This window comes from Chitinophaga sp. SYP-B3965 (assembly GCF_009647655.1).
In the GTDB taxonomy this organism is placed as follows: domain Bacteria; phylum Bacteroidota; class Bacteroidia; order Chitinophagales; family Chitinophagaceae; genus Chitinophaga.
On record NZ_WJFD01000001.1, the window covers coordinates 2,934,247 to 2,961,117 of the forward strand.

Annotated in this window: 16 protein-coding genes; 6 read left to right on the top strand and 10 right to left on the bottom strand. The window is 47.4% G+C overall.

Translation table 11 applies throughout. From position 1 onward, the window contains the following. Positions 1–8: 8 nt before the first annotated feature. The gene (locus GFS24_RS11640; RefSeq protein ID WP_153659727.1) at positions 9–737 is read left to right on the top strand and encodes a YafY family protein; all 729 of its coding nucleotides are present in this window, start codon (positions 9–11) and stop codon (positions 735–737) included. A 328-nt stretch (positions 738–1,065) separates the two neighbouring features. Here GFS24_RS11640 and GFS24_RS11645 read toward each other — a convergent pair whose 3' ends face one another. Further along, positions 1,066–1,845 carry an alpha/beta hydrolase gene (locus GFS24_RS11645; protein ID WP_153659728.1) on the bottom strand — a complete coding sequence of 260 codons (780 nt, stop codon included), beginning with the start codon at positions 1,843–1,845 and terminating at the stop codon, positions 1,066–1,068. Between the two features lie 162 nt (positions 1,846–2,007). On the opposite strand from GFS24_RS11645, the gene GFS24_RS11650 reads away from it, so the two are divergent. Then, positions 2,008–3,339 carry a hypothetical protein gene (locus GFS24_RS11650; RefSeq protein ID WP_153659729.1) on the top strand — a complete coding sequence of 444 codons (1,332 nt, stop codon included), beginning with the start codon at positions 2,008–2,010 and terminating at the stop codon, positions 3,337–3,339. Between the two features lie 275 nt (positions 3,340–3,614). Continuing rightward, positions 3,615–3,725, top strand: coding sequence for a sterol desaturase family protein (locus tag GFS24_RS29185; protein ID WP_253906436.1), 111 nt, complete (start codon positions 3,615–3,617; stop codon positions 3,723–3,725). A 78-nt stretch (positions 3,726–3,803) separates the two neighbouring features. Here the strand turns inward: GFS24_RS29185 and GFS24_RS11660 are convergent, their stop codons facing one another. Continuing rightward, the gene (locus GFS24_RS11660) at positions 3,804–4,367 is read right to left on the bottom strand and encodes a hypothetical protein (RefSeq protein WP_153659730.1); all 564 of its coding nucleotides are present in this window, start codon (positions 4,365–4,367) and stop codon (positions 3,804–3,806) included. 170 nt (positions 4,368–4,537) lie between these two features. On the opposite strand from GFS24_RS11660, the gene GFS24_RS11665 reads away from it, so the two are divergent. Together GFS24_RS11665 and GFS24_RS11670 are read left to right on the top strand one after the other, a co-directional pair. Continuing rightward, positions 4,538–4,771, top strand: a complete 234-nt coding sequence (locus GFS24_RS11665) for an Ada metal-binding domain-containing protein (RefSeq protein WP_153659731.1) — start codon at positions 4,538–4,540, stop codon at positions 4,769–4,771. Next, entirely contained in the window at positions 4,759–5,337 is a 579-nt protein-coding gene (locus tag GFS24_RS11670; RefSeq protein ID WP_153659732.1) for an alpha-ketoglutarate-dependent dioxygenase AlkB, read from the top strand. The genes GFS24_RS11665 and GFS24_RS11670 overlap by 13 nt, the downstream gene beginning before the upstream one ends. Here the strand turns inward: GFS24_RS11670 and GFS24_RS11675 are convergent. Genes GFS24_RS11675 through GFS24_RS11690 form a run of 4 tightly spaced genes read right to left on the bottom strand, consistent with a single transcriptional unit; the run spans position 5,330 to position 9,377 of the window. Continuing rightward, positions 5,330–6,103, bottom strand: coding sequence for an SDR family NAD(P)-dependent oxidoreductase (locus GFS24_RS11675; RefSeq protein ID WP_153659733.1), 774 nt, complete (start codon positions 6,101–6,103; stop codon positions 5,330–5,332). The two genes, GFS24_RS11670 and GFS24_RS11675, sit on opposite strands and share 8 nt — an antisense overlap. Positions 6,104–6,112: 9 nt before the next feature. Beyond that, positions 6,113–6,508 carry an L-rhamnose mutarotase gene (locus GFS24_RS11680; protein WP_153659734.1) on the bottom strand — a complete coding sequence of 132 codons (396 nt, stop codon included), beginning with the start codon at positions 6,506–6,508 and terminating at the stop codon, positions 6,113–6,115. Positions 6,509–6,513: 5 nt separating this feature from the next. Beyond that, positions 6,514–8,151: a sodium:solute symporter gene (locus GFS24_RS11685; RefSeq protein WP_153659735.1), complete on the bottom strand. Its 1,638-nt coding sequence runs from the start codon at positions 8,149–8,151 to the stop codon at positions 6,514–6,516. Positions 8,152–8,153: 2 nt separating this feature from the next. Beyond that, positions 8,154–9,377, bottom strand: a complete 1,224-nt coding sequence (locus GFS24_RS11690; protein ID WP_153659736.1) for an enolase C-terminal domain-like protein — start codon at positions 9,375–9,377, stop codon at positions 8,154–8,156. A 139-nt stretch (positions 9,378–9,516) separates the two neighbouring features. Here GFS24_RS11690 and GFS24_RS11695 point away from each other — a divergent pair, with 139 nt between their 5' ends. Beyond that, entirely contained in the window at positions 9,517–10,410 is an 894-nt protein-coding gene (locus GFS24_RS11695) for an AraC family transcriptional regulator (protein WP_153659737.1), read from the top strand. Here the strand turns inward: GFS24_RS11695 and GFS24_RS11700 are convergent. From GFS24_RS11700 to GFS24_RS11715, 4 genes are read right to left on the bottom strand one after another with little or no spacing between them, the layout of a single operon-like run. Then, on the bottom strand, positions 10,407–10,655 hold the full coding sequence (locus tag GFS24_RS11700) for a hypothetical protein (protein ID WP_153659738.1): 249 nt from the start codon (positions 10,653–10,655) through the stop codon (positions 10,407–10,409). The two genes, GFS24_RS11695 and GFS24_RS11700, sit on opposite strands and share 4 nt — an antisense overlap. A gap of 19 nt (positions 10,656–10,674) precedes the next feature. Continuing rightward, positions 10,675–12,585, bottom strand: coding sequence for an OmpA family protein (locus GFS24_RS11705; RefSeq protein ID WP_153659739.1), 1,911 nt, complete (start codon positions 12,583–12,585; stop codon positions 10,675–10,677). 11 nt (positions 12,586–12,596) lie between these two features. Continuing rightward, entirely contained in the window at positions 12,597–13,559 is a 963-nt protein-coding gene (locus GFS24_RS11710) for a type IX secretion system membrane protein PorP/SprF (RefSeq protein ID WP_153659740.1), read from the bottom strand. 9 nt (positions 13,560–13,568) lie between these two features. Next, positions 13,569–26,831 (bottom strand): gliding motility-associated C-terminal domain-containing protein, encoded by a 13,263-nt coding sequence (locus GFS24_RS11715; protein WP_173003051.1) that lies wholly within the window; start codon positions 26,829–26,831, stop codon positions 13,569–13,571. Between the last annotated feature and the right edge of the window lie 40 nt (positions 26,832–26,871).

The following is a 26,871-nucleotide window of genomic DNA, read 5'->3' on the forward strand; positions in this document are numbered from 1 at the left end:
TTTAACCGATGATCGATAACGACTTAAAACGCCTTTCCCGCCTCACGGCCATATTGATACAACTACAAACCAAACGCCTGGTCACGGCGACCTCGCTGGCAGAGAAGTTTGAAGTAAGTGTAAGAACGATCTACCGGGATATCAAAGCCTTAGAGCAAGCCGGCGTTCCCATCCTTACAGAAGAAGGAAAAGGATATTCCATTATGGAAGGATACCGCCTCCCGCCTGTGATGTTCACAGAAACGGAAGCCAACGCCCTCATCACTGCAGAACAATTCATCATAAAGGACAAAGACGCCTCCTTTGTAAAAGAATACACAGCAGCCATCAACAAGATCAGGTCTGTATTACCACATCATACAAAAGATAAAGTAGACCTGCTTTCTTCCCGTGTTATCTATTGGAATAATTATGAAGAAGTAAAAACGAGTAAATACCTATCCCAGTTACAATTAGCCCTCACCAATTACAACCTCACCAAAATAACTTACCAGATCTCAGAAAACGAAGAACGCACCACCCGAACCATCCAACCCTTCGCGCTCTACAACAGCTCCCAGGAAAACTGGCTGGTCCTCGCCTACTGTGATCTAAGAAAAGACTACCGCGCCTTCCGCCTGGATCGCATCCTCCAACTGGAACTCCTCCCCGAAAAATTCGAACAACACAAAATGACCTTACAAAAGTATTTTGAAGAAGCAAAAGAAAAACATCCTAAGAACACTGGTAATAAGTAGAGCCCCTTAAAATATTAACACCCCTTGCACAAATGTGTAAGGGGGTTTTTTTTTAATTTAATAAAAAAGAAAAAGAACTCTTTCCAAAAAAAGAGGCCCTTTCGCAAAAAAAACTTCTCAAAATAAAAAATATAAAATACCGCCCTTTGTTGCGCGGCAAACGCCTTACAAAAAAAACCTTTCAAAAAGAAACCTTCCCATAAGAAAGAAAAAAAACACCGCCCTTTGCTGCGCGGCAAACGCCTTACAAAAAAGGCCCTTTCAAAAAGAAACCTTCCCATAAGAAAGAAAAAAAAATACCGCCCTTTGCTGCGCGGCAAACACCCTGCTAATGTTTTTGAATCCAATCCAAAACATAATCAGCATCCCCCTTCCACCCCGGTTGCCCCAACACAAAATGATTCCTCCCAGGAAACTCCTTATACTCCACAACAGACCCATTCTGCGGATACCTCTTAAAATTCCGCGCATTCAAATGCGCCGGAATAATATGATCCCAACTCCCGGAGGTAATCAACAAAGGAACATGCGGTTTATCCCAATCCACTTTAGCCGCACTACTCAATCCCCCTCTCGCCACAGTCTTAGATTCAGGAATCGTAAATTGCTCATACGCCGCCTTCTGCTCCTGCAAAGGCTGCCCATTCACAAAAGCATACTGCCAGTCCTTAAAAGACATCAGGTAAGTCTTCTTCATAGAAGTAAACAAACCCAAAGATTTCCACCCACCCTTCAAAAAGGAAAACTCATAAGGAAAAACCCCCAGTGGCGGCACCGGATGAATAGCCACCCCAAGAGCAGCAAGCCCCCTGTTCACCAGTATCTGCGTCATCAACCCTCCCAATGAATGCCCGATAATGATCGGCTTCTCAGGTAATGATTGAGCCACATTCGCATAAGAATCAATCACTTCCGAAAGCGTTAAAGCAGCAAGATCAGTATCGTTCGGCTGCCTGTTCCGAAGCGTAGGCGCATCCCCATCTTTAAATGGCCAGGACGGGGCCAATGTTTTATAACCTTTGCTTTCAAAATACGTTCTCCATTCATCCCAGCAATGATGGGTAACAAATGCGCCGGTCACGAATAAGATAGTTTTAGAAGTTTCCATAATAGTACAGGTTTTGAGGTGACAGATAGGGAATAGACCTATACAAAATACACTATTTTAGCTAATTCATACCGCCAAATCCCCAGTTAAACCAATGTTACTATTGCCACCCCGCTAAGAAGCGCTTACTTGCGCCAATAAATAAAAAATAAAAAGTTTGTTATGCAACAGCGGCACCCCTGGCTGTTAACATTGGTTCTGATGACCTTTGTTTCCAGCACCTTCGCGCAAAAAAGCGCCCCCAATTTTAAAAAACGTTTAGACGAGGCACTCTCGGCCATCAACAAAGTTGATATCGCAAAAGCCAAAGAGATCAAAACAGTAGCAGATGACCAGCTACTGAAAGAAGCCACGGATATCGGCTTAGCCTTTCTGGATGCAGAAACCGCCAGAATGAAAAAGGAAATAGACGACCGAAAAAAAGCATACCTGCCTCCTGCTTCGAGCGGCTCCGCAGGACTGGACAGAGAATTCATGAAACTCATTGCAGATATGCCGGAACCCATTATCAGCCTTCATGCCGCAAAAAAAGCCATGAAAGCAAAACCCGGTGAGGATATCTTTGCCCTTTACATTAAAAAGGTAGAAGCCTACCAGGAGCAGTTAAAAGAAGAGATCCTGAAGAATGCTGCTTCCTTCACCACCATGCCCAACTCCTACAAAGCCAAACAGGACCTGCAGAACAACCCAATGATCCAGCAAATGGGCGGACTGGAAAAACTCCAGAACATGAGCCCCGAAGAAAGACAAGCCCTCGCCAAAAAGATGGCTGAAAAAATGAAACAGAACCCTTCCGCCTATAACGGCCAGGAAAGCGATCCTAAAAAAGCATTCACCCAGAAGATGCTCAAAGATGCCACCTTCGCCGCCAAGTTCAATCACATGACCGTACCGCAGCAACAGGAAGAATATGAACTGTTCAAAAAAGAAAATGGTTTTGTGGACAACGAACCAAAAAAAACCAGCAATGCAGCGCTGACTATTACGATAGATCAGAAGATAACAGGCATCTTCAATCATCGCCAGGAATTAAGTCAGACAGTAGCCCCATTACAGACTAAAACAGAAGAACATTTCGCAGCACTGTATAAGAACCTGGATGAACAACTGGATGCACAGGTGAAAGCATTACCCGTTGTAGAACATGGAGAAGCCGGCAGTGGAAAAGATACCCGCCCTCTGGATATTGCTTATAACATTGTACTCTACCCCATAAAAGTACAGGAAGCCATGGCTAACAAAAACATATGGGCCAGCCAACTGTCTGCCATAAAAGTAACGATAGCAGAATACGATGAATTCCTCGGTGCTTACTGGGGTAAAAATAAAACCACAGACCAGCTGATGGCACAAAGGAATCAAACCCCTCCGGCTATCTTATCCGGTATCTGTAATGAAGTGATCCAGCTCACCAAACTGGCAAAAGCTTTCACCAATATGAGCGCATCCGCCCAACGGGCTTATGATGAAAAGGTGTTACAGTTCTTTGAGTAATAACATTCAGGCAGCAGCCCTGCTGCCTGAACTATTTCAACAGCCGAATCTTACGTTTCAAGGTCAAAATCCTGCAACTCAAGAAAAATTCTCATGCCCCCAGGCCCCATCTCCTCATTTTTGTATTCAAAAAGCCAATGTTAATTATAGCGATCATACTAGCCCTGAGAAAGCTACTGAATACAAAAAAATTATAGGAGATGGAATTGCGAAGTTACCTCATCTATGGCAGCATCCATTATGCCATCCATGCCTGAAACCCGCCCTTTAAGTTCATGAAACCCTTATGGCGCAATCACCATCTGCATCATTACAAAAGTGAAGAAAGAGGATTTGGCGTAAGTACTTCTCTATGGGACAGGATGTTCGGGACTTTCTTTGATTAAAGGGTATACTACCAAAATAAAATAAAAAAAGCCCTCCAAAAGGAGGGCTTCCTGGCTAACCAGCCAACAACCATAGTATTACTTTAACTCTTTAAACAAAGACACCGACCCATCCATCGCCACCTTCAACACCTCCGTTTTGTTATCTTTCCGTACTTCAATAAAATACATATCCTCATCATCAAACTGTGTCCCGTACAGCAACATATCTGTATCATTGGCCTCGTTGTCATCAAAGAGCAGCACAGGCCCATCCGCGTAATGCTGATAATGTTTAGCTATATATTTCTGCGCACTGGCCGGCAGATCACTAAATTCCCGATGAGAAGTAGTACCTACCAACGAGGATGTATTATCATAATAAGCAGTTATCTGCTTCCCATCCGTTCCCGTAAAAGTAGCCTCATCATAAAAACCGGACCTCGTCCATTGTACATCCGGCATGTTCCCAAAATCTACCCCAAACGCTCCCTTGGACTGATAACTGACATCCTTCCCTTCCAGTGCCCTCAAAGCAACCCGATGCGCATGTTTTTCCTTTCGGGTTTCTTTCTTGTCTTTTCCAACAATGGCTAATGCAGATTGTGCATACATAGTCCCCGCCGCCATCACGATGGCCACTAACAATACTAACTTTTTCATTACCTGTTTTTTTTTAAAACTGTTAAAAAAGAGCACCGTCAAACCTAACATGATCAACAGGGGTATTAAGCTATAAGTTTAGAAGGATTTGTTAAATTTAACACCTGATCAGGATCCTTATCCGCAAGATTCGGGTTTACCCGGTTAGAAACGAGCCCTATCTTTGCAGGATGATACTCCATACACAAGTGGGAAATAAACTGGGCGAACTTATCCGTAAAGGAGAGATAAGTCTTGCCGGTTATAAGAAAGGCAAAATATATGGCCTGCTCACCTGTTCTTCCGGCAAACGGATGAAGATGGAAAACCGTGTATTCTTTAAAGATGAAGCAGAAGCCCTGGCCGAAGGATACAGGCCCTGCGGCCACTGCCTGCCCGAAAAATATAAACAATGGAAAACCTGATACCTGTTGATGGAGAAGTCTATTTCTACCCGGCATTATTCAGCCCGGAAGAAAGTGATCAGCTCTGCACCGCATTGATAGAAAACATCGCATGGAAACAGGAACCCATATTCATCATGGGCAAAGAGATCATGCAACCCCGCCTCACCGCATGGTACGGCGATGCAGATAAAGCCTACAGCTATACCGGCATCACCATGACACCACATACCTGGACACCGGAATTACGCTTCATAAAAGAAAAGATAGAAAACATCTCCGGGCATACATTTACAAGCGTATTATTGAATTATTACCGGGATGGAAAAGATAGCATGGGCTGGCACAGAGATAATGAAAAAGAACTGGGCAACAATCCTGTTATTGGTTCCGTAAGCTTTGGCGCTTCACGGTTTTTCCATTTAAAACATCGGGTGGATAAAACCCTCAAAGCAAAAATACTATTAACACACGGCAGTTTTCTGTTAATGAAAGGAGCCACACAGCATCATTGGTATCACAGTATTCCCAAAGAGCTAAAGGTGGCAGAGGGAAGGGTTAATTTGACTTTTAGAACGATTATTTAGCAAGCCTCCTATACCCCAATTCCGCGCCCCCACTCACCGGCATAATATGCCCCGTAATAAATCGCGCCTTATCAGACAACAGGAACACACAAACATCTGCAATCACATCCGCCTCCGGGCAATACCCCAGCAAATGGATATTATTCAGATAATCCACCCCTGCTGCATCATTAGGCTGCTCCTTACTCCATTGCCGTAACATCGGCGTCCACACACCCGCAGGTGCAACAGCATTCACCCTGATCTGGTACACTGCATAATCAATGGCCATAGATTTCGTCAACGCATTCATCGCCCCCTTCGTTGCAGCATACGCCGCATGATTATCCTGCCCGATAGATCCCACCAGGCTGCTGGTATTAAGGATACAACCCTTCGTAAGCTTCAGGGCCTCTATCCCAAATCGACAAGTAAGGAAAACGCTTTTCAGGTTAGTGTCAAACACCTTCTCCCATTCCTGCTCCGTAGTTTCATGTAATGGTTTGGACGGATCTGCGATCCCTGCATTATTGTGAATAGCATCTATCCTCCCAAAACGGTCAAGCGTTTTTTGTATCGCACTTTGTACATCCGTTCCCCTTGTAACGTCACATAAAACACCCAGGTGATCCGGGCCTAATGTTGCCATTGTAGCTTCCAGGGAAAGCTGATCATTCGTCACCACTACCACTTTGGCACCCGCTTCCGCATATTTTACTGCACATTCATACCCAATGCCCATAGAGCCACCGGTGAGGAATATGACCTTATCTTTTAACGCTTGCATACATCTTCTTTAATCAGCATGAAATACTTCTTCCATGTTTGTCCATGTTTCCCCTTTTGCAGCCGACTCCGGCAATGGCTGCTGGCAGGGCGCCGTTTCTTTCCACCATCTTTGTGTTAAGGTATCCGCCGCCATCTTCTTCATATCCGCATCAAAATCCTTCCCTGTATATTCAAAATAACTGAACAGGAAATACTGCTCTTCTATCTTTTGCAGATAGATAGAATAGTTCCGGATGTTACATTCCTTTATCTTCTTCAACACACCCGGCCAGGCATTGGCATGCAATTCCTTGTAATAGCCCAGCTTCTCCGGTTTTAAACCGGTAACGGAACCATAACGTTGCACCTTACCAGGCCCGCAGGCAGATAATACAAGTAACAGCAGCAGTATGAATTGTCGCATTTTCTTTATTTGAATAGTATGTATAAAACGATCATGATCCCCAGCAGGCAGGCTGATAGTACTTTATAATTAGCCAGTCCCTTCCATCCCTGATGTTTCAAAGGTTCCAATGGAGATTTCCAATACAACTGCGCACTTTCCGCTGTATGCTGCACCGGATAAATATAAGAGAACACCACCTGCACCAGCACACAACAGCAGAACAGGTAAAAGGCCATCAGCATAAAAGGGATCTGCCCTAATAGAGAAGCCGGATAAGTTTTGGTGAAAATAAATACACCTACCCCCAAAGCAGAACCGATCCACAAAGTGTATTTAGACGCCGCAGCAGATGCCTTCTTCCAGAAAATCCCCAATACAAACACACAGGTAATAGGCGGCGCAATGTGTGCGATGATATCATTCAATCCCACAAAAATACTTTCGTAACTATTCAGCAAAGGCAACAGGAATAAGGAAACGACCAATGCCCCTCCCGCTACCAGCCGCCCCATCCTTACCAGCTTTTTATCCGCCACACCGGGATGATACCGCTGGTAAAAATCATACGTGACAATAGTAGATACTGCATTCAGGGCACCAGACACCTGGCTCATCAAACCTGATAATAATGCAGCTACCAATACACCGATCAATCCGCTGGGCAATAATTGCGTGATCATTAAAGTATAAATACCCTTGCTCTCTACCACCGTTTTACCATCTACAACGGAAGTGATACTGCTCACATCCAGCAATCCTGCTTTAGATAAAGTATAGGCCAGTAAACCCGGCAACACAAAAATAAATACCGGTAATATTTTAAGGAAACCACAGAACAACGCACCAGCCCTTGCATGATCTTCATCTTTTGCGCCAAGTAATCGTTGCACGATGGTCTGGTCCGCACACCAATACCAGATGCCTATTACGGGATAACCCAGGAAAACAGCATACCAGGGCATGCCACTGCTATCGCCATGCGGTTTGAGCATAGATAATTTCTCCAGCTCTCCGCCACTTTGCAATACAGCTTTCATCTCATGCCATCCACCCATCCTGTAATACGCAGCAATACTGATGATCACAGCGCCACCCAGTAATACCACTGTTTGTATGGATTCTGTGATCACCACAGCCCGCAGCCCACCTACGATGGTATATACCGCCGTAATAAGCGAGATGATGATCACACTCAGGTACATGTTCATACCAAAAAGTGTTTTCAGCACAATGCCACCAGCCAGCATAGAAAATGCAATATGTACAATGATGGCAGACACAACAGAAACACCCGCCAGCCAATCCCGCGAAGCTTTATCATACCGCTTCTCCAGGAAGTCCGGCAAAGTAGATACGCCGGACTTGATATAAAAAGGAACAAATAATAAAGCAAGGGTGATCAGCACAAATACCGCCATCCATTCAAAATTGCCGTTCAGCAATCCTGAATCAAACCCGCTTTGTGCAAGGCTTACAAGATGCACCGTAGAGATATTGGTAGCAAACAAAGCCAACCCGATGGATGGCCATGTTAAACGTTTCCCCGCCAGGAAATATTCATTGGCGCCTTTATTAAAATTCCCGGCACCTGCCCATAACCCGATGAACAGGATGGCCAGAATGTAAATGCCTGCAATGGTAAGATCAAGATGACTTATCATATTTACTTTTTCAGATCGCAGCTGCTGCCAGCTTCCATGGGAGTGATATATCTACCATCCCTGATGTTCACCGGGTGTACAAAATGCTGCTGTAGATGTGGAATATGTTCTAAAAACAATGCTTCATGTCCTATGGCCATATGGTTGAACAACACCAGGTGCTGATGTAACTGCCCCATGTCTCCCACATGCGGTACTACCGGAATACCGAATTTGCGGCACAATAAACTGATGGTGATGAATTCACTCACCCCACCTACTCTCACAGCATCCACCTGAATGAAACCAGCGCTGCCAGTTTGCAGGTAGTTCTTAAAAATGATCCTGTTAGGTACGTGTTCTCCAAGCGCCAGTTTAACAGGTGCAATGTGATCTGCCAATACTTTATGTGCCAGTACATCATCCGGATGGGTAGGTTCTTCTATCCAGTAGGGGTTCATAGACTGTAATACTTTACAGATCTTCATCGCCTGTGGCAAAGTCCATTGCTGGTTAGCATCCAGCATGATCTTCACATCATCGCCTGCTGCTTCCCTTACAATATGCGCACGCCTGATATCCCGTTCCGCATCTGCCGATCCTACTTTTAACTTCATGGCAGAAAAACCGTTCTGCACTGCTTTCTTTGCATTCTCCCGTACTTCCTCATCAGAATAATTAAACCAGCCTACAGAAGTATCATATCCCGGGTAACCGGTTGTAATGATCTGTTCCCTGTCTGCCATACTGCTGCGATTGCTTTTCAGTAATTGCAGGGCTTCTTCCCGCGTTAGTTCATCTTCGAGATAAGAAAGGTCCAGTGTGTTGATGATAGCTTCCGCAGGAAGGCTCGTCAATAATTTCCACAAAGGCAGGCCACGCTTTTTAGCCCAAAGATCAAAACAGGCATTGGTTACAGCAGCCAGTCCCAGATGCACTACCCCTTTGTGAGGGCCCAGCCATCTGAACTGCTGTTCATTAGATAACTGGCGGAAGATGTTCCCAAAGTCCGCCATGATCTCTTCAATATCCCTGCCTTCCAATTGCGCCGCATAGAACTGCGCAGCTTTACAAACCAGGTCGTTTCCTTCTCCCAGTGTAAAAGCAAAACCTGTTCCCACGTTTCCCTTGTCATCCATTAGCTCCGTTACCGCATAAGAGTAAACAGGGTCCCGGTGTATGGCATCGCTACCCGCACCTTTACTGAGCGGAAAGCGCCTATCACTAACAGCAATCCTTTTTATCATAAGGCTAAGATATCCCTAAAACCCAAACCCTGAAATAGAGTATGCTACAACCTTAATGGACTATCCACCTGCACTTTGGCTTCTGAGGTATTTTGGTTACTTTTAGGCAGAACAGTGTACCATATAGACTTTCACCCGCATGAACACAGTCATTCAAAAAAGAAGAGATGGATTTGAAGGGCAAAAGCTGATCAGCCTGCCGGACATCATCCATAAGAACAACTCACCTGTTACACAGGTATACATCACACACATCGGGTATTTTCCCAAAGCGGCCTATCATTTCCGGGAACGCAGGAAAGGCTGTGCAGATAATATCCTCATTTATTGCCTCAGGGGAAAAGGCTGGTATATCATAGGCAACAAACAATATCATGTTGGCCCCGGCCAGTTCATCCAGATCCCCGCTACTTCACAGTATATGCGTTATGGTGCAGATGCAGAGGATCCTTGGACCATCTATTGGGTACATTACAGTGGCAAGGATATGCAAACATTCAACGCCTCCCTGAAGATCACGGAGAAAGACGGCCCCAGGGACATCGCCTTTAATGAGAAGTCCATTAAGATCTGGGAAGACATGTACCAGAGCCTCGAAATGGGCTATAGCAAGGATAACCTGATGAATGCCAATTTCTGCCTGCATTATTTCCTGGCTACTTTCCTCTATCCTGAAAAACACATGGAACAGCAAAGTGGCAAGGAACCGGACCTAGTTACAGAAACCATCCTGTTCATGCGCAATAACCTGGAATTGAAAGCGTCTGTAGAAGAACTCGCAGCACGCCACCAGTTATCCACTTCCCACTTTTCCAATCTCTTTAAAAAAGCAACCGGCATGTCTCCCATCGATTATTTCATTCATCTGAAACTACAGAAGGCCTGCCAGTTACTCTATGATGCATCTATTAAGATCAAGGATATCGCCAAATCAATTGGGTATGATGATCCCTATTATTTTTCCCGCCTGTTCAAAAAGCTCATGGATATGTCTCCGGAACAATACAGGGTATTACGGAAGAAGAAAGTTTAACGTCTTTCATTATACTGCAATGGCCGGTGAACGGCGGAAAGTGTCAAACTTAATGCGCACTTCTTCTCCATACACCCGGTTAAAGCATGCACCTTGATGCGGGAAGTATTGATACCTTCTGCAATAGCATGCCACTTGTTATCCGCGAAATATTCTAAAGTATAAGCCGATACATTCGCCCTGTTCTCTGTGATCACGATCGTTTTAAAACCTGTTTCTTTCGTCATCCCGGTTAGGCGCCACATTCAGAATGAAATTTGCACCTTATTGTTTTACTACCCAAAACTCAGCACGGCGGTTTTGCTGGTGCTCTTCTTCAGTGCAATCAACATTATCGCCACATTTATTCAAAAGACGGGTCTCCCCATAACCGATCGGGTTCAGACGGCCACGATCGATGTCCTTTGAAACCAGGTAATCTACAATAGATCCGGCTCGCTTCTGCGATAGCTTCATGTTGTATTCATCATTACCACGGCTATCTGTAAATGAAGCAACAACGATGTAAACGTCGGGATGCGTTTTTAGAAAAGCCGCAAGTTGGTCCAAGGAAGGGTTATCCTGGTCTCTGACACTCCAGTCTTTATATTCATAGTGGATATTGAGTCTGAAAGAACGATTTACTTCAACTTTTATGAGGTTTGCCGGTGAACTGGTACCATCTTCACTGACCTGCATCCATCCAACGGCTTTTCCGCGCTCCAATACATTCAACGCATAAGAATTTTGCTTCTCAAGGGTGAAATTGAATTTACCGTCTGCAGCGGTTACTGTTTTTAAAGATGTACCTTTCACTGCTACATCTGCACTGGAAATTGGGTCCCCCATTACATCAACAACTTTACTCAAGTACAAATATTTGTTCATTGGCGGAGTGTACGCACGGTAGATATCATCACTTCCTGCCCCTCCATACCGGTTTGAAGTAAAATAGGCAACACCCACTGTATCTACAACAATGTAATTAAAGTCGTCCTGTGGAGAATTGACCGGAAATCCAAGATTGTATATACCATCGTTTTGAAGACGGAAAATATCCAACCCTCCGATCCCGATATGCCCATCACTGGCAAAATACAGAACACTATCGCTCGTCATATATGGAGTTCTTTCATTAGCTGGTGTATTGATCACCTTCATATTGACCGGGGGGCCCCAGGACCCGTTCGAAAGTCTGGAGCTGTAATAGATGTCCATCCCGCCTGCCCCCTGAGGGAAATTTGCACTAAAGTATAAGGTGCCGCCATCGAGGCTTACAAAAGGGTCGGTTACGTCACACCCGGGATCATTGAAAGGCACTGCAGCGGGGGAAGACCACTTGCCGGAAGAGTCCACTTCGCTGTAGTAGATCCCTGTACGCACAATAATTTTCTTCGCTGTACTTTTGGGATTTTTTTCTGATACAGGGGTGAAAGCAAAATACACCTGCCGGCCATGGGCGCTGAAAGAGCAAGGGCCAATGTGATAGGCCTCTGCATGAAAATTTTGTGGATCAATCGTTGAAAAGCCCCGGACAGTGGTATCGTAGACAACACTGGCGTATAAACGCTGGTAGCCGTTACCGGTCCATGGAAAACGTTGGTGGTCAGGCATTTCGGACAAATCGAACTTCAGAAATTGCTTTCTGTTAGTTCTTTTTTCGATGGTCAATCGATCAGAAACAAAAACGAGACCGCTATCGTATGGCATTATGCCCCACTCGGTTGCCGGAGAATTGAATTTTAGCATATTTGTGATCTCCGTGCCAGTGGGGCTCGACATCCACCACCTGGCTGAATCACAGGATGCTATCCATGCTTCTACCTGTGGCCGGTTTGCCAGATTATCGGCTTCCGCGTACGCTGTGTACTGCTGCCTGGCCTCGGTGAACTTGCCATTGTTGTGAAGCGCTCTGGCATAATACAGTCGGTTCCGGGCTTTGCTTTCCTGTAAGGTAATGGCAATTTCATACCAATGCTCCGCCTGTTGATAATCATTGTTTAGCCTGTAGCAATCTGCCAGATGTTCTGCTGCATGTAGTGTAATTTTTGACTGATAAGCTTTTTGATACAAAGGTATTGCGTCTGCGTATCGGAACTGATCATAAAATTCATCTGCTTTCTTTAGAATATATTGACCATATCCCTGCACACCAACAAATAAGAAGAAAAGAACGATACTATAAAATCTTGTCATTTTTGAATCATTTAAAACACCCTTGGTGAAGTCACTACAACATCCTTTTTTTTGAACATGTACCCTATAGATATCTCGTGTGTTGAGCCGCTATAGCCTTCCAATGGCCCAACGGAAATATCATAGGCATACCCCACTCGAAGGCCTTCGATCGGGAAAAGTTCAATGGCTGCCACTATAGCGTTACGAAAAGTGAGTGCCGGTTGGAAGTAATCTTTTTTGTAAAGCTTAACCCCCGTACGGTATGAACCACCCACCCATATCAGGTCTCTGAATAGCAGGAACAGGGTAAGGTCCAGTGAAGTAGGGCCTGCCAGATCGTCCTTCAGCAGAAAGGAGGGTTTAAGCTGCATTTGTTCGTTTAGTGGCAGGAGCATACCTGCCGTTAGATAGCTATGTAACTTTGACTGCGGCAGAAAGAAACGGTCCATGTCTATGTACTGGGTAATCAGGTTGTCTACAGACGCACCCACGTAAAAACGATCATCAGAATAATAAATTCCTGCACGGGCATCAGGAACAATTTTGGTACGCAGCCCGGTTGGCATACCTGGCTCTGGTTCAACCGTCTCCAGCTTGGACCCGTCCAGCCCCAGCTGCACAATGCCTATACTCAGCCCAAGGGCCAATCTGCCGCTGCCATCTGCATTCGTCCGGATGCGGTAAGCGTAACTGGCGTACCCACCAAGATTGCGCTGTGCGCCCATTTTGTCTCCTGCCAGCTGAAATGCAAGCCCAACATTGCCATCGTTGGCAATGGCATCTATTGCAACGGAAAAACTTTGGGGAGCCCCGGGGAAGCCAGTCCACTGTGACCTGTAGAAAGCATGTAAATTGAGTTGCTCTTTGTACCCCGCATATGCCGGGTTAATGTAGATGCCATTGAACATATATTGGCTGTATTGGGTGCTTTGCTGCCCACTTGCAGCAAAGCATAATCCCAGCAACCATCCTGTCAGTATTCGCTTTTTCATGGTTTTATGTTATGGGTTTAAGGTCTTGATCAGCGTAACGTATCCTTTTATGATTTCCCACTGATTGCTATTATCCCGCTTGCCGCGCAACACATAATAGTAGGTGCCTTCATGCAGGCCTGTAGCCTTCCAAGTATTTTGATAGTTTTTCTGCCGGAACACTTCGTTCCCCCACCGGTTTACGATTATCAATTCGTTTTCGATGTACTGGTTCAATCCAACGATCACGAACTGGTCGTTACGCCCATCACCGTTGGGCGTGAATAATGTGGGTATTTTGATATTGTTGAAGCTGATAGTTATAGTTACCGTAGCTGTATTTGTATAGAACCCGGATGCATCCTTTACCCGATAAGTAAAGCTGTCTCCACCTGTATATCCTACCGCAGGTGTATAGGTAACCGTGCCGTTGTTATGGATGGTTACGAGCCCTTGCACCGGCCGTGTTACGATCGCAATAGACTGCAGATCAAAGGTGGAGTTGACCGGATCGTCGTTCAGCAATACATTGATCGTTACCGGTGTATTAGCGTTGGTAGTAACAGCATCGTCATGAGCTACAGGATTGTTCGGTACGGGTGTAACCGTAGGAGTATTGTTGCCGGCAGCGGTACCTGAGATATCAGTTACACTTACACCTGCAATTGTCCGGGCATTGACCGATGCGGAGTTGGTCACTGTGCCAACCGTTCTGTCAGCCGCGGTGACCGTATAAACCTCTGTAGCCGTAAGCATTCCGCCTGGCGGCAATCCACCGGGTGCATCCAGCGCTTTACCCGTAATACCGAGCTTAACATCACTGTAAGTAATATTGCTCAACGTTACGCTACCGGTGTTGGTAACGGCAAATGTGTAGGTGATGATATTACCACTGAACACTCCTGTTTTTACCAGCGTCAGCGATGCAGTGGTCGAAAGGGTCGTCACTGTTGGATCGTCATTCATTGCTGAGGTGCCGGAAACATCTGTGACGGTTATTCCCGTTGGTGTATTCGCCGAAACGGTTGCAGAATTGGTAACAGATCCCATATCCCTGTCTGCCTGGGTAATGGGATACTCATATGTTTCGGTATGTGCAACGCCTGGCGCGAGGTTACTGCCAGGTGTTCTGTTCAGACCGATTTTGGCATCAAGCAGCAAAATAGAATTGAGATTTACGTTACCGGTATTCGTGATGATGAATGAGTAGCTGATGTGATTTCCATCACTGGCAAGCACGCCGGTTTTAACCACGTTTACAGTGGCGGCCGGTGTGATAATGCTGGTGGCAGAATCATTGATCGCAGGCGTGTTAGGATCATCTGATTGCGGGAGCACGATCGAGTTACCTTTGGGATCTGTGGCGGTTGCACTTGCCATGTTCCGGTAAATGCCCCTGTCAGCGTTTGTTTGAGTAACAGTATGCGTTGCGGTGATCGTAGCACTGTTGCCTGGTTCCAGCGTTGGTATGGTTGCCGGTACAATAGAACCTGCGTCAGCTCCTGCATCGGCGATATTAATGGCTGTGAGTGTAACGTTGCCGCTATTTTTCACGACTATAGTATAGTTGATGACATCTCCCGCCTTTGTAACTGCGTTGTCTGCAGTCTTTGTAAGTGTTATGGTCCCGGCAGGTTGCAGGGTCACCACGGTGGGATCGTCATTTTCTTCGCCGGTTCCGGATAGGTCAGTGATATTGGAACCACTTGCCGGAGTAGCGGTTACAGCAGCACTATTGGAGAACGAGGCAGCATCCACGTCGGCCTGTGTAAGCACGTGGGAGGCAGAGAGGGTGGTTACCTGTCCAGGGAACAATATAGCCACGGGACTGCCACTGACAACGGCCTTTGGATCCGTTACCACCAGGTTATACAGCGTTACATTGCCGGTATTTCTCAAGATCAGGGTATAGTTAATAACTTCCCCGGCTGTGGGATTCACCGGTGCCGCTGTTTTGACCAGTGTAACTGATGATCTGGCAGTAATGATGGTTACGGTTGGGATATCATCGGACACCGTCTGGCCCGAAATATCGCTGACCCCTGCCTCGTCCTGTGCTCTGGCATCCACAATGGCGCTGTTTATCACGCTGCCGAGATCTGCTTCCTGCTGGGTGACGGTGTGAGCCGCATTTACAGTTGCAGATTCGCCGGGCACGATGCTGGCTGTAATGCCGGGCACGATGCTGCCTGCATCTGCTCCCGGATCAATGACGGTAACATCTGTTAAGATGGAAGATCCGGTATTTGTGATCACCAGGTCATACCTGATGACGTCTCCCGCTTTTACTACAGTGTTGGTGGCCGTTTTTACAAGCGCAACAGAGGCCCGGAAAACGGCGGTTGTAACACTGGAAGAGGCCACTACAGCAGTGCTTTCAGCTGGTGTTGCTGTTACTGTATTGACAATGTTACCATCAAAGCTGGTGGGTATGAGGCCTGTAATGCGGATGTTGACGGAGTTGCCGCTGCCTGCCGGGATACCGGCAGTGATAGCAACGTTGCCCGTTCCGCTGGAAGCCGATATGGTCGCAGAGCCCAGGGCCTCGGCGTTCCATTTGACGTCTGTAAACACAGCCGGCATGATATCACTGACAGACAGGTTTTGCGCATCACCGTTTCCGGTGTTGGCCACTTCAATGAGGTAAGTTATAGTGTTGCCGGATCGCAAGGCTTCAGGTGCCGATTTAGTGATAGTAATCACTGGTACTCTGTTAACGGTTGTGACTACCGGGGTTGAGGGCACTGCTATATTGGTTTCTGCGGGCAGAACAGTAGCAGTGTTTGTGATATCGCCCTGGTAAGAAGGTGCTATTACGCCGGTTATATTGATGATAATCCTGTCGGCGGCATTGGCTGGAATGTTAGCGGTCACTGCCACATTGCTGCCGATGCCGTCACTACCTGAGAGAATAACGGCATTGCCTTCAGCTACGGCCGTCCATTGTGGATTGCTGATCTGCGCTGCCACCATGTCTGTGATAGAAGCATTAAGAGCAGTGCTGGGGCCATTGTTTGTAACCACCACCTGATAGGTGATCATATTGCCAGCGTTGATCTGTGCAGGCCCGCTCTTCGAGATAACAAGGCCAACAGCTGGTGTAATCACGGTAGAAACAGTTTGTTGTTGTTCAGGTATGCCACTTTCAGAAGGAATAGCGGTAGCGGTATTGACAAGTGTGCCCCTGAACAAAGGATCGATGGTACCGATAATGACAACATCTACGAATCCACCAACTGGTACGTTGCAAAGGAGCAGCACATTGTTACCGTTTCCGGTTTGTCCGTTGCTGATCGAAGCGCCGGCCACTGCCGTGGCGGTCCACTGCACGTTGCTGATTTCTGTAGGTACTGCATCAGACAGCCTGGTATCTACTGCATCAGAAGGGCCATCGTTGGAGAGATGAAGCGTATAAGTGATCTGTTCACCACTGGCGGCCGTCGGTGCCGCAGATTTGATCAACTGCAACTGCGGTGTTTTTCTGATCACTGTGATGACCGGCTGGCTGGAAACAGGCTGATGCCCTGGTTCTGCGGGCGTTAACACTGCGATATTGGTCAGGTCCATAGTCGTACTGGAGGCTACTGTGCCGGTTACGGTAATGAGCACCCTGCCGTTTGCCGGGATATTGGCGGTGACTGACAGGTTGTTGCCTGTTCCCGTTGGGTTTGCTGTTACAGTGGCGCCATTTAATATTGTAGTAGACCACGCTGCTTGCTGGATACTGGCCGGTATATTGTCTGTGATCACACTACCGGTGGTGTTGCTCGGGCCCGCATTGGTGGCTTCTATGGTATATGTGATGGGAAGCCCTGCACTCAACGAGGGCATGCCGGATTTTATAATGCTCAGGTTTACCTGTTTGCTGACCACAGTAGTAATCACAGGCGAAAGTACAGGCGGTGCAGCGCCAATGGCCGCCGCCGCCGTATTGTCGATATTGCCGGAGAAATCGGGACTGATAACACCTGAAATAAAGAATGTAATATTACCGCCTGCGGGAATATCCGCCAGGGCAGACAGGTTATTCCCGTTGCCTGTTGCACCCGAACTGATGATCGCACCGTTTGCAGTCGTCGCAGTCCACATCACGCCAGTGATGGCTGCGTTGATGATGTCTGAAATGACTACACCGTAAGCATCGCTGGGACCGCTGTTTGATATATTGATCGTATAAGCAATAGAATTGCCGGCGTTTGCTGAGCCAGGTCCGGATTTCAGCACCGTAACATTGGGCCTGAGCGCAACGCCTGTAGTTATTTCGGAAATGTTATTAGCAGGATTGTAATCAGTAACACCGGCTGGCATTATAACCTCCGCTGAGTTCAGGATATTTGTGTTGGGCAAACCAGACGGAAGTGTTCCATGTATGGTAAGGGTAATGTAATTGCTCTGCCCCGCAGGAATATCGCCTGTTATCAGTATGCTGTTACCCGTGCCGCTGGTCACCCCTGTTATGGTTGCGGTCCCTGTTACAGTTGCGTCCCAGGTTACATTGGAAATGAAGCTGTATACATTGTCTACGATCTGAAGGCCCTGCACACTTACATACCCGTTGTTGAAAACGTTAACCGTATAGATAATATCTTCTCCGGCGGCAAGTGTTTGCGGCCCCGCTTTTACCACCGAAATATCAGTGGACCTGTTCACACTCGTGACCACCGAACTATGTTTGACATTACCCGAGGTAACCTCTGCCGTATTGGTAAAGCTGCTGCCCGCTGTAGGCAGTATGATACCCTGGATGGTCAACAATACAGAGTTGCCACTTCCTGCCGGGATGTCAGCCACTGTGGATATAGCGTTTGTATTACCGGAGGTAGGGGCACCGGCCTGTATGGAGGCGCTGCCATTGGCAATCGCCTGCCAGGAAGTTACCTGCACATCCGCCGGCACATTGTCTACAATTGTTGCGTTCGTGATATCGCCAAGGCCGGTATTTTTTACGGAGATGGTGTAGGTCACATTATCACCAACGTTAGCATTGGCCGGACCTGATTTGGATACAAGGAATGTTGCTTCGTTATCAATGTTGGTAACGACCTGCGATGTGTTATTGGTTAGCTCCGGATCAGTGATGCCGGAAGCAACTGAAACAGATGAGATATTGGTGATAGCAGCACCGGTTGTCAGGCCCGGGTTTAAAATGCCAGTTACCGTTACTTCCACAACGCCTGTCAGCGATGGAATATCAGCAGTAAGCAACACATCACCCGTTCCTGAAGTTTGTGAAATATTGGCGCCGCCGGAAGCGGAAGTCACCCATGTTTGAGAGACTATGCCGGCAGGCATATTATCAATGATAGTTGTGGCGGGAGCGTTACTGGGGCCCTCATTGGTGACACGGAGTGTATAGATCACCTGGTCTCCGGCACGGCCGTCCGAAGGTCCGGATTTTACGATCCTCACATTCGCGGTGCGGGCGATATTGCTTGTTATTGCATCCGATGCGGGACTTGGATCGGTAATACCTGCGGGTGGTGTTGCTTCCGCTGTATTTACCAGTGTAGTTGCCGTCGTGAATGGATCTACCTGCCCAACGATCGTTATGATCACTTTATCAGCACCGCCTGCTTTCAGGCTGGCGGTCAGGTTAACATTACCGGTTCCGCTACCAGTGTTTGCTGTAGCAGTGCCCACAGTTGCTACCGTCCATGTAGCGTTCCGTATTTCAGCAGGAAGGTTGTCAGTAATAACAGCTCCCGTTACATCGCTGGGGCCCTGATTGCCCACAGTCAGCACATAGGTCACGATTTCTCCTGCAGACAGGCTGCCGGGGCCCGTTTTGGACATACGCAGGTCAGACTGAATATTGACGTTTGTCACCGCATTATTAGAGTTAACAACCGGATTGCCGCTTTCCGACGGGGTTACTGTGGCGGCATTGGTTAGGGTCGTATTAGTAAAATCAGCATTGAGCTGACCGGTGATATTTACGACTACCGTATTGGTATTACCCACGGGGATATTGGCTGTTACGGCTATCGAATTTCCTGTGCCGCCAGTGCCCTGGGTTACAAGAGCGCTACCAGTGGAAATTGCCGTCCAGCTTACATTTGAGATATCAGCCGGCACATTATCCTCGATAAGAGCTGCCACGGCGTTACTGGGGCCATTATTTGTGATCGTCAAGGTATAATTAACAGTTTCTCCGGCATTGATCACTGCAGGTGCAGATTTGGAAATGGCAATACCGCTCCTGTTAATAATGGTTGTCTGAACGCTGTTGGAACTTACTGCTACGCCGGTTTCTACTGGTATAGCAATTGCCGTATTGGTCATCGTAGTATTAAGCTGGGCAGAGGGAATAGTGCCAGTTACCGTGATCTGGATACTGTTGGCATTGTCCACCAGTAAATTGCCCGAAACGTTTACATCACCGGTACCGGAGGTTGTTGTGATTAATGAATTTCCGTTAGCAACGGCTGTCCAGCTGACGTTAGTCAGTAATACAGGTATAATATCCGAGATAACAATGTTATCGGCGTTAGAAGGACCGTTGTTGACAGCTTCAATAACATATGTTACTGTTTGTCCTGCATTGGCGGTAGCCGGTCCGGTTTTCAGAAGGCTTACGCTCGGTGACTTTATTACCTGGGTAACTACATCTGCGGATATTTTAGTTGCAGCACCGGGCTCGGCAGGTGTTACTGTGGCGCTATTTACCAGGTTACCGGTAGCAGAAGCGTCCAGTACACCGTTAACTGTGATCACCACCTCACTACTGGTTTCTCCCGGCAGATCAGCAGTAACGCTAATGTTATTGCCAGACCCGGCTGCACCGGCAGTAATGGCCGCTCCTCCATTCGCCATCGCTGTCCATGTTACCTGCTGAATATTTGCAGGCACATTGTCTGTAATAACAGCGGCATTCGCATTGGCAGTGGAAGTGTTGTTGACCCTGATCGTGTAGGTAACAACCTGGCCTGAGTTGATGCTGGCTGGTCCCGTTTTCTGAATGGCTAATACGGGTATCTTGCTAACAGTGGTAGTTACAGCGGATGTAACAGGCACAGTGCCTGCTTCGGCTGGAGTAGCTACTGCCTGGTTTTGCAACGTGCCGTTAAATGCACCGCTCATTTTTCCGGTAATGGTCAGCAATATCTTATTGTCACTGCCTGCGGGGATATTAACTTCCAGTACTAAGTTATTGCCGGCGCCGGTAGAACCGTTGCTTATTGAAGCAGTGCCGCTGGCAATTGCGCTCCATGAAACGCCGCCGATTTCCGGCGGTACCATATCGCTAACGGCCATATTAAGCGCATCTGATTGCCCTATATTGATCACTTCCACCAGGTAGGTGATATTAGCGCCCGCTAACAAGGCTGTGGGGCCGCTTTTAGTAATTGCCACTACCGGTGTACGATTAGCTGTTGTGGTCACGGAAGATTGTGGTGCCGGACTACTGCTCTCCTGTGGCGTTGCAGTAGCCGTATTTGTAATGCCGGCATTCAGTGTGGGATCAACTTTACCGATAATGGTAATAATTACTTTATTCCCTGCGCCGGAGGGAATATTCACCACCGTTTGCAGATTGTAACCGGCACCATTGCCGCCTGATAATATGGTGGCTGCTCCCTGTACAGTACTTGTCCACGATGGATCAATAATGCTGGCAGGGATAGCATCCGCAATAGCGGCGCCAACAGCGTCACTGGGCCCGTTATTCCCTGCTTCGATGGTGTAGGTGATGGTAGATCCGGAAATAATAGTTGAAGGTCCGTTTTTCGATATAGTAAGACCAGAGCGGCTGTTCACATTGGTTGTTACTGTATTGGACAACACTGGTGTAACGCCCGCTTCTGACGGTGTTACCGTGGCCGTGTTACTGACCGGGGTCAGTACGTTCGGGTTTATATTGCCGTTCACATTGATCTGTATCGTACTATTGGCGTTGAAATTTCCCGTTACATTGATAATGTTGCCAGTACCCGTGGCCCCTGCCGTAATAGTGGCCGTGCCATCTGTTACCAGGCTGGTCCAGCTTACATCGCTAAGGGTGGCGGGTATTACGTCTGTAATGGAAGTATTCGTACTATTGGAAGGCCCTGTATTGCGTACAGAGATTATGTAGTTGATATTATTACCTGCAATGGCGGTAGCCGGGCCGGATTTGCTGATCGTAAATACCGGATGACTGCTGATTTGTGTCACCGCATTTGCGCTCACTGGCGTGGTACCGGTTTCCTGGGGCGTGGCAACGGCCGTATTGGTTATACTGCCTATAAAGCCAGGTAGTACGGTACCTGACACATCGATGATCACTTTGTTGGAGGTGCCTGCCGGGATATTGGCTGTAACGTTCACAGCATTGCCGGTACCGGAGGCTCCGCTGGTAATTGCAGCGCTTCCCTGAACCAGCGTGCTCCAGCTGACAGTACTGATACTTGCAGGGACGAGGTCAGCTATTTGTATACCGGTAGCGTTGCTGGGGCCGTTATTGCCAATTTCTATACGGTAATTTACCAGTTCTCCCGCAACAACCGCAGAGGGGCTGGATTTGGAAATAACCACGCCTGATGTGCTGGTGACGCTTGAAGTAATTGAAGAATTGGTGCCCGATCCTTGCGGCTCTGAAGACGCAACAGAAGCTGCATTGGTTATATTGCCAGTAGCGCCGGCGTCCAAAGTACCAGAGATATTAACGGTAATAGTATTGGTTGACCCTGCCGGAATATTGACGTTAACCGCTATGCTATTACCGCTGCCGGTAACCCCGGAAATTATGGAAGCTGCTCCCGCTGCAGTAGCCGTCCACGTTACGCCACTGATGGAAGCTGGTACGGCGTCAATAATAGCTGCATTTATGGCATCACTGCTTCCGGCATTGGCCACTTGCAGTGTGTAAGTAACAGAAGCACCGGCAGTCAGTGATGAAGCACCTGTTTTTGTAATATTCAAAACGGGTTTTGCAATCACAACCGTATTAACTGACGTTGCATTATTGAGGCTGACAGGGTCGGTTATATCGGTAGGCGCCGTTACCGTTGCGCTGTTGGTGAGTGATCCGGTAAGCGAAGGTGCTACCACGCCTGTAATGGTGATGGTTACGATTTCGCCTGCTAACAGCGACAGCCCGGTAAGGTTACCGGTATTACTATCAAAAGTGCCGAAAGTGGTTCCATAGCCGGAAGGCGTGAAACCAGTGGGCAACAGATCGGCTATATTGACCACATCGGCTGGCAATAAGGCGGCCGGCCCGTTATTAACAAGCTGTATAGAATAGGTCATTGCTTCACCAGCTATGGCTGGATCGGGTAAGGCGGTTTTTACAATGCTCAGATCAGCTACACGGTTTACTATGGTGTTGTCTGTTGCGGTATTATTGGAGGGATTGTTGTCCGTTGTGCCAACCGGCTCGCTTACACTCGCTGTGTTGGAAAGGCTACCGGTTACGGTAGCAGCTACATTGCCTGCAATGGTTAATGTAGCTGTTTGTCCTGTTGCCACGGACAGACCTGTCCAGTTACCGTTAGTGGAATTGAAAGTTCCGGCGGAAGGTGTAAATGATGATGATGTGAAACCTGCGGGAAAATTATCCGTGATGTTTATAATGTCTGCTGGCAGAAGTGTAGAAGGGCCGTTGTTAGTCAACGTCAATATATAAGTAAGGGCTGTTCCCGCCTGTACCGGTTTCGGAGAGGCTGTTTTGCTGATACCGAGATCCAGCACCCTTGAAATCGCAGTATTATCTGTTTGGCTATTATTGGTAAGGTTGGGATCGTTCATTGCAACTGGTACCGAAATGGTTGCAGTATTTGTTATAGATCCGGTTGCTGTAGCGGCTACACTCCCTGTAATGGTGAGGCTGGCTGTTTGGCCTGGTGTGAGTGTGAGGCCACTCCAGTTATGAGTAGTGCTGTTAAAAGTACCGACCGAAGCGTTGTAAGAAGACACCGCAAAAGCAGGCGGTAAATTTTCAGCAATGGAAAAAACATCGGTCGTCAATAAATTACTTGGTCCGTTATTCTGGATTGTTATTGTATAAGTGAGCGGTTGCCCTGCAACAGCAGGTTTGGGCGATGCTGTTTTACTGAGCTGTATATCAGCGGACCTTACCGGGATAATATTGTTTACTGTAGCGGTATTATTGGATGGAACGATATCCGCTTCCGTACCAATAACGGTGGTTGTATTTGTGTAATCTGACTGATTGGCGTTAACCTGGGCGGTCAGGTTTAATGTTTGAGAAATGCTGTTACTAAGGTTGCCGACCGTCCATTCGCCGGTTGTACTGTTATAACTGCCTGAAGATGCGCTCACAAAGGTATAACCAGCGGGCAGGAGATCTGTGACTACAACTCCTGTAGCGTCCGTAGGACCATTATTCTTCACCGTAACTGTGAAAACAACATTTTCATCAACTATCGGGTTTGTGTTATCCACAGTTTGGGTTACCTGCAAGTTGGAAGACCGGGTGTAGGTGATCGCTACATCGTCAGTTGACGAAGCGCAGGGAATGTTGGCGATCGTCCAGCGTAAAATAGCTGAACTATTGGCCGGAATGGTCACGGTTGTGTTGAAGATGGAAGGATCGATGATAGTGCCGGTTCCGCTAACTACGGCCCAGCTACCAGAGCCAATTGAGGGAGTGTTGCCCTGCATTGTAAAGATCCCGGAATTATTCTGGGTTATATCCGGCCCGGCAGATGACGCAGTGGGTGGCTGCAAAACGGTAATCGTTACAGGAGTTCCCGGAGAAGAGGTGCATACATTGGAACTAAGTGTAGATATTGTTGTGCGCCTGTATAAAGTGGTGGCAGTAAGCGTTCCGGGTGCATATACTGTGCCTGTTTGCCCGCTGATAATCGTCCATACTAAACCGTTAGGTGAACTTTCCCATCTGTAAGTCAGCGTTCCGGAACCTGTACCATTGGTTGATGATGTTAGGGCCGCTGGCTGTGAACCTGTGCAAATAGACTGACTGGCATCCACAGTACCTGCAGTGGGAATGTTTTGTACGGTAATAATAACTGGCGCTGTTGCCGCTTCGCAACCGACCCCGTTAAGGGTGGATATGAATACACGCCTGATCCGTGTAGTTTGCGTCAGGCTGCCGGGTGCACAAGTGGTCCCGGTCTGACCAGAAATCGTTGTCCAGGTAGTTCCTCCGTCTATAGAATTCTCCCACCGGTAGGAGGAGGTACCTGAACCACCACTACCGGCCGTGGTGGATGTAAGCGTGGCCGCTGTAGCGCCATTACAAATAGTTTGGGCGCTTCCGATTGCACCGGCAACTACGGCAGCTTGCACCGCTACATTAATTTGCGAATAGCCACTTTCGCATGTACCATTGGTTTGGGTAACATAGTATGCGGTAGTGCCGGCGGGTGTAGTAAGCGGCGTTGGTGCGTTAACGGAGGAAACGCCTCCCTGCGACCTGTACCAGAGCAGCGTATTTCCCCCTGTTGCGGTTGCAGTAAGTGGCACTGCAGTACCGTTCAGGCAATAAGTTATGGGAGTTGTTACCGTTGGATTTGCAGATACTACCTGCATAAGATTCGACGCACTATTGTTGCCACGGTTGGGAACCAGTTCTATGTCTACGTTGCTGCTATTCATGTAATAGGCGGTCACTTTATCAGTATAACCTGTAACACCGCCAGGGGCGGTTAATGTATAGGTAATAGCTGAAGTAGCCGCTCCTGAGGCTAATGTACTTATATTAGAATAGGTCACTATTTTATTAGCTCCTGACGTAACCGGCCCTACAACTGTCCAGCCTGGATTACTGTTGGCTGCAAAAGTATAGGTTGCCGGAAATGAATCTATAAGCACTATTTTATTCCCTGCTGCTGTAGTAGCCACAGTACCCATGTTATGTACCGTAGTGGTGAATGTATTCCCGGAAGCAGAAAGGCAAGGCGTATTAGTTGACTTTTGTACGATAATATCAACATTCTCTGCCAGCACAGGCGTAGAAACAACGGCCGTATTATTGTCTATATCAGGATCGCTGATATCGGTAGGTATAATATTGGCGGTGTTGTTTAATACATTACCTATAGGTACTGCAGCCAAAGTGCCGGTTATGGTAATACGGCCCGATGAACTGCCGGCCATATTAAGACTACCTGTGACCTTATTGGAGGTGGGTGATTGTGTAATAGTGGTGCCGGCGGAAAAGCCGCTGTTAGTAACGTTAGTGATGGTGAATCCACTGAGCGGTATTATATTTCCGTTCGCATCTGTAAGACTGTCTGTAAACAGTATATTTGACAAAGCAACAGGGTTATCATTAGCTACGTCTATCTGGTAAGAAACCTGGTTCGCGCTATACGTATCGGGAACACTTCGCAGCACATCCTTGTCGGCCCTTTTGGTGATACGGATATTACCGGGTGTTGTTACCATGATATTCCTGATCTCATGATAGTTAAACCCGTTCCCCGTAGAAGCCGCGAAACCGATTTTCATGAAGCTTGGCGGTATAGAACCCACTGGCGTGAGAAAGGTTAACAGGTCAATAAAGTTGCCGTTGGCCGTCTTTTTCCATCTGACAGTTATACTGTATCGATTGACACCTGACGGTTTTATATCGATCTGCACACGCCGGAAGAATTGAGCATCTGTAGGCCGCGTAGAGGTATATGTGTTATAGTCGATCTCATTCTCCGCTCCATCTCCTATAGTGGTGCCAATATTCTGCACCGAGCCGGCCTTAAGGGTTACACCGCCGAGATAGGGGTTAGTTGTAGAGGGATTAGAAGTGGTGGCTCCCCTGATTGAGATGGAATTCGGCCGCAGGTATGGGAAATCTACGTTAGGTCCTATTGGGGCACCGGCTATAAAGTCTACACCACCATTACGCCCTTCGTTTGCGGTTGCAAAGTTGCCAAATTCATCAATGGCCATACCCAGGAAACCACCCGAAAGACCGGGGTCCGTATCATTGTTGGCATAACCTAAAGAGCCTCCATAGGCGCCTAATGTAAAAGTTGAAACGCTTGCGTCGAACAGGAATACAGTAAAACCATCGGCTCCATTGTAACCAGCGTCGTTACTGGGGCGCCATGATTTATACTCAAATTCGATCAGTGCGCCCAGTGAGGAAGGGAATGATTTATTGATATAGGCATACCCTCTTTGGGCGTTACTAGCCGGTGTTAACCGGAGCCATCCCTGATTGACGGGATCGGGAGAGCCAGATGTTAGCTTGGCTGCGTCTCCCATAATGATGGTGCCCTGCGTTGTACTACCCTTAAAGGTTTCCGTGAGCGTAAACTGAGCTTTCAAATTCAGTTGTAAAGTCAAAAGAGAAACGGAGAAGAGGAATAAAACCTTCTTTTGCATGCGAGTTACGATCATGAGTAGAGATACAATTGCATAAATG

Bases quoted from the DNA above. Each gene is read 5' to 3' on its own strand.
- GFS24_RS11640 (WP_153659727.1), top strand. From the start codon at position 9: ATGATCGATAACGACTTAAAACGCCTTTCCCGCCTCACGGCCATATTG.
- GFS24_RS11645 (WP_153659728.1), bottom strand. From the start codon at position 1,845: ATGGAAACTTCTAAAACTATCTTATTCGTGACCGGCGCATTTGTTACC.
- GFS24_RS11650 (WP_153659729.1), top strand. From the start codon at position 2,008: ATGCAACAGCGGCACCCCTGGCTGTTAACATTGGTTCTGATGACCTTT.
- GFS24_RS29185 (WP_253906436.1), top strand. From the start codon at position 3,615: ATGAAACCCTTATGGCGCAATCACCATCTGCATCATTACAAAAGTGAA.
- GFS24_RS11660 (WP_153659730.1), bottom strand. From the start codon at position 4,367: ATGAAAAAGTTAGTATTGTTAGTGGCCATCGTGATGGCGGCGGGGACT.
- GFS24_RS11665 (WP_153659731.1), top strand. From the start codon at position 4,538: ATGATACTCCATACACAAGTGGGAAATAAACTGGGCGAACTTATCCGT.
- GFS24_RS11670 (WP_153659732.1), top strand. From the start codon at position 4,759: ATGGAAAACCTGATACCTGTTGATGGAGAAGTCTATTTCTACCCGGCA.
- GFS24_RS11675 (WP_153659733.1), bottom strand. From the start codon at position 6,103: ATGCAAGCGTTAAAAGATAAGGTCATATTCCTCACCGGTGGCTCTATG.
- GFS24_RS11680 (WP_153659734.1), bottom strand. From the start codon at position 6,508: ATGCGACAATTCATACTGCTGCTGTTACTTGTATTATCTGCCTGCGGG.
- GFS24_RS11685 (WP_153659735.1), bottom strand. From the start codon at position 8,151: ATGATAAGTCATCTTGATCTTACCATTGCAGGCATTTACATTCTGGCC.
- GFS24_RS11690 (WP_153659736.1), bottom strand. From the start codon at position 9,377: ATGATAAAAAGGATTGCTGTTAGTGATAGGCGCTTTCCGCTCAGTAAA.
- GFS24_RS11695 (WP_153659737.1), top strand. From the start codon at position 9,517: ATGAACACAGTCATTCAAAAAAGAAGAGATGGATTTGAAGGGCAAAAG.
- GFS24_RS11700 (WP_153659738.1), bottom strand. From the start codon at position 10,655: ATGTGGCGCCTAACCGGGATGACGAAAGAAACAGGTTTTAAAACGATC.
- GFS24_RS11705 (WP_153659739.1), bottom strand. From the start codon at position 12,585: ATGACAAGATTTTATAGTATCGTTCTTTTCTTCTTATTTGTTGGTGTG.
- GFS24_RS11710 (WP_153659740.1), bottom strand. From the start codon at position 13,559: ATGAAAAAGCGAATACTGACAGGATGGTTGCTGGGATTATGCTTTGCT.
- GFS24_RS11715 (WP_173003051.1), bottom strand. From the start codon at position 26,831: ATGCAAAAGAAGGTTTTATTCCTCTTCTCCGTTTCTCTTTTGACTTTA.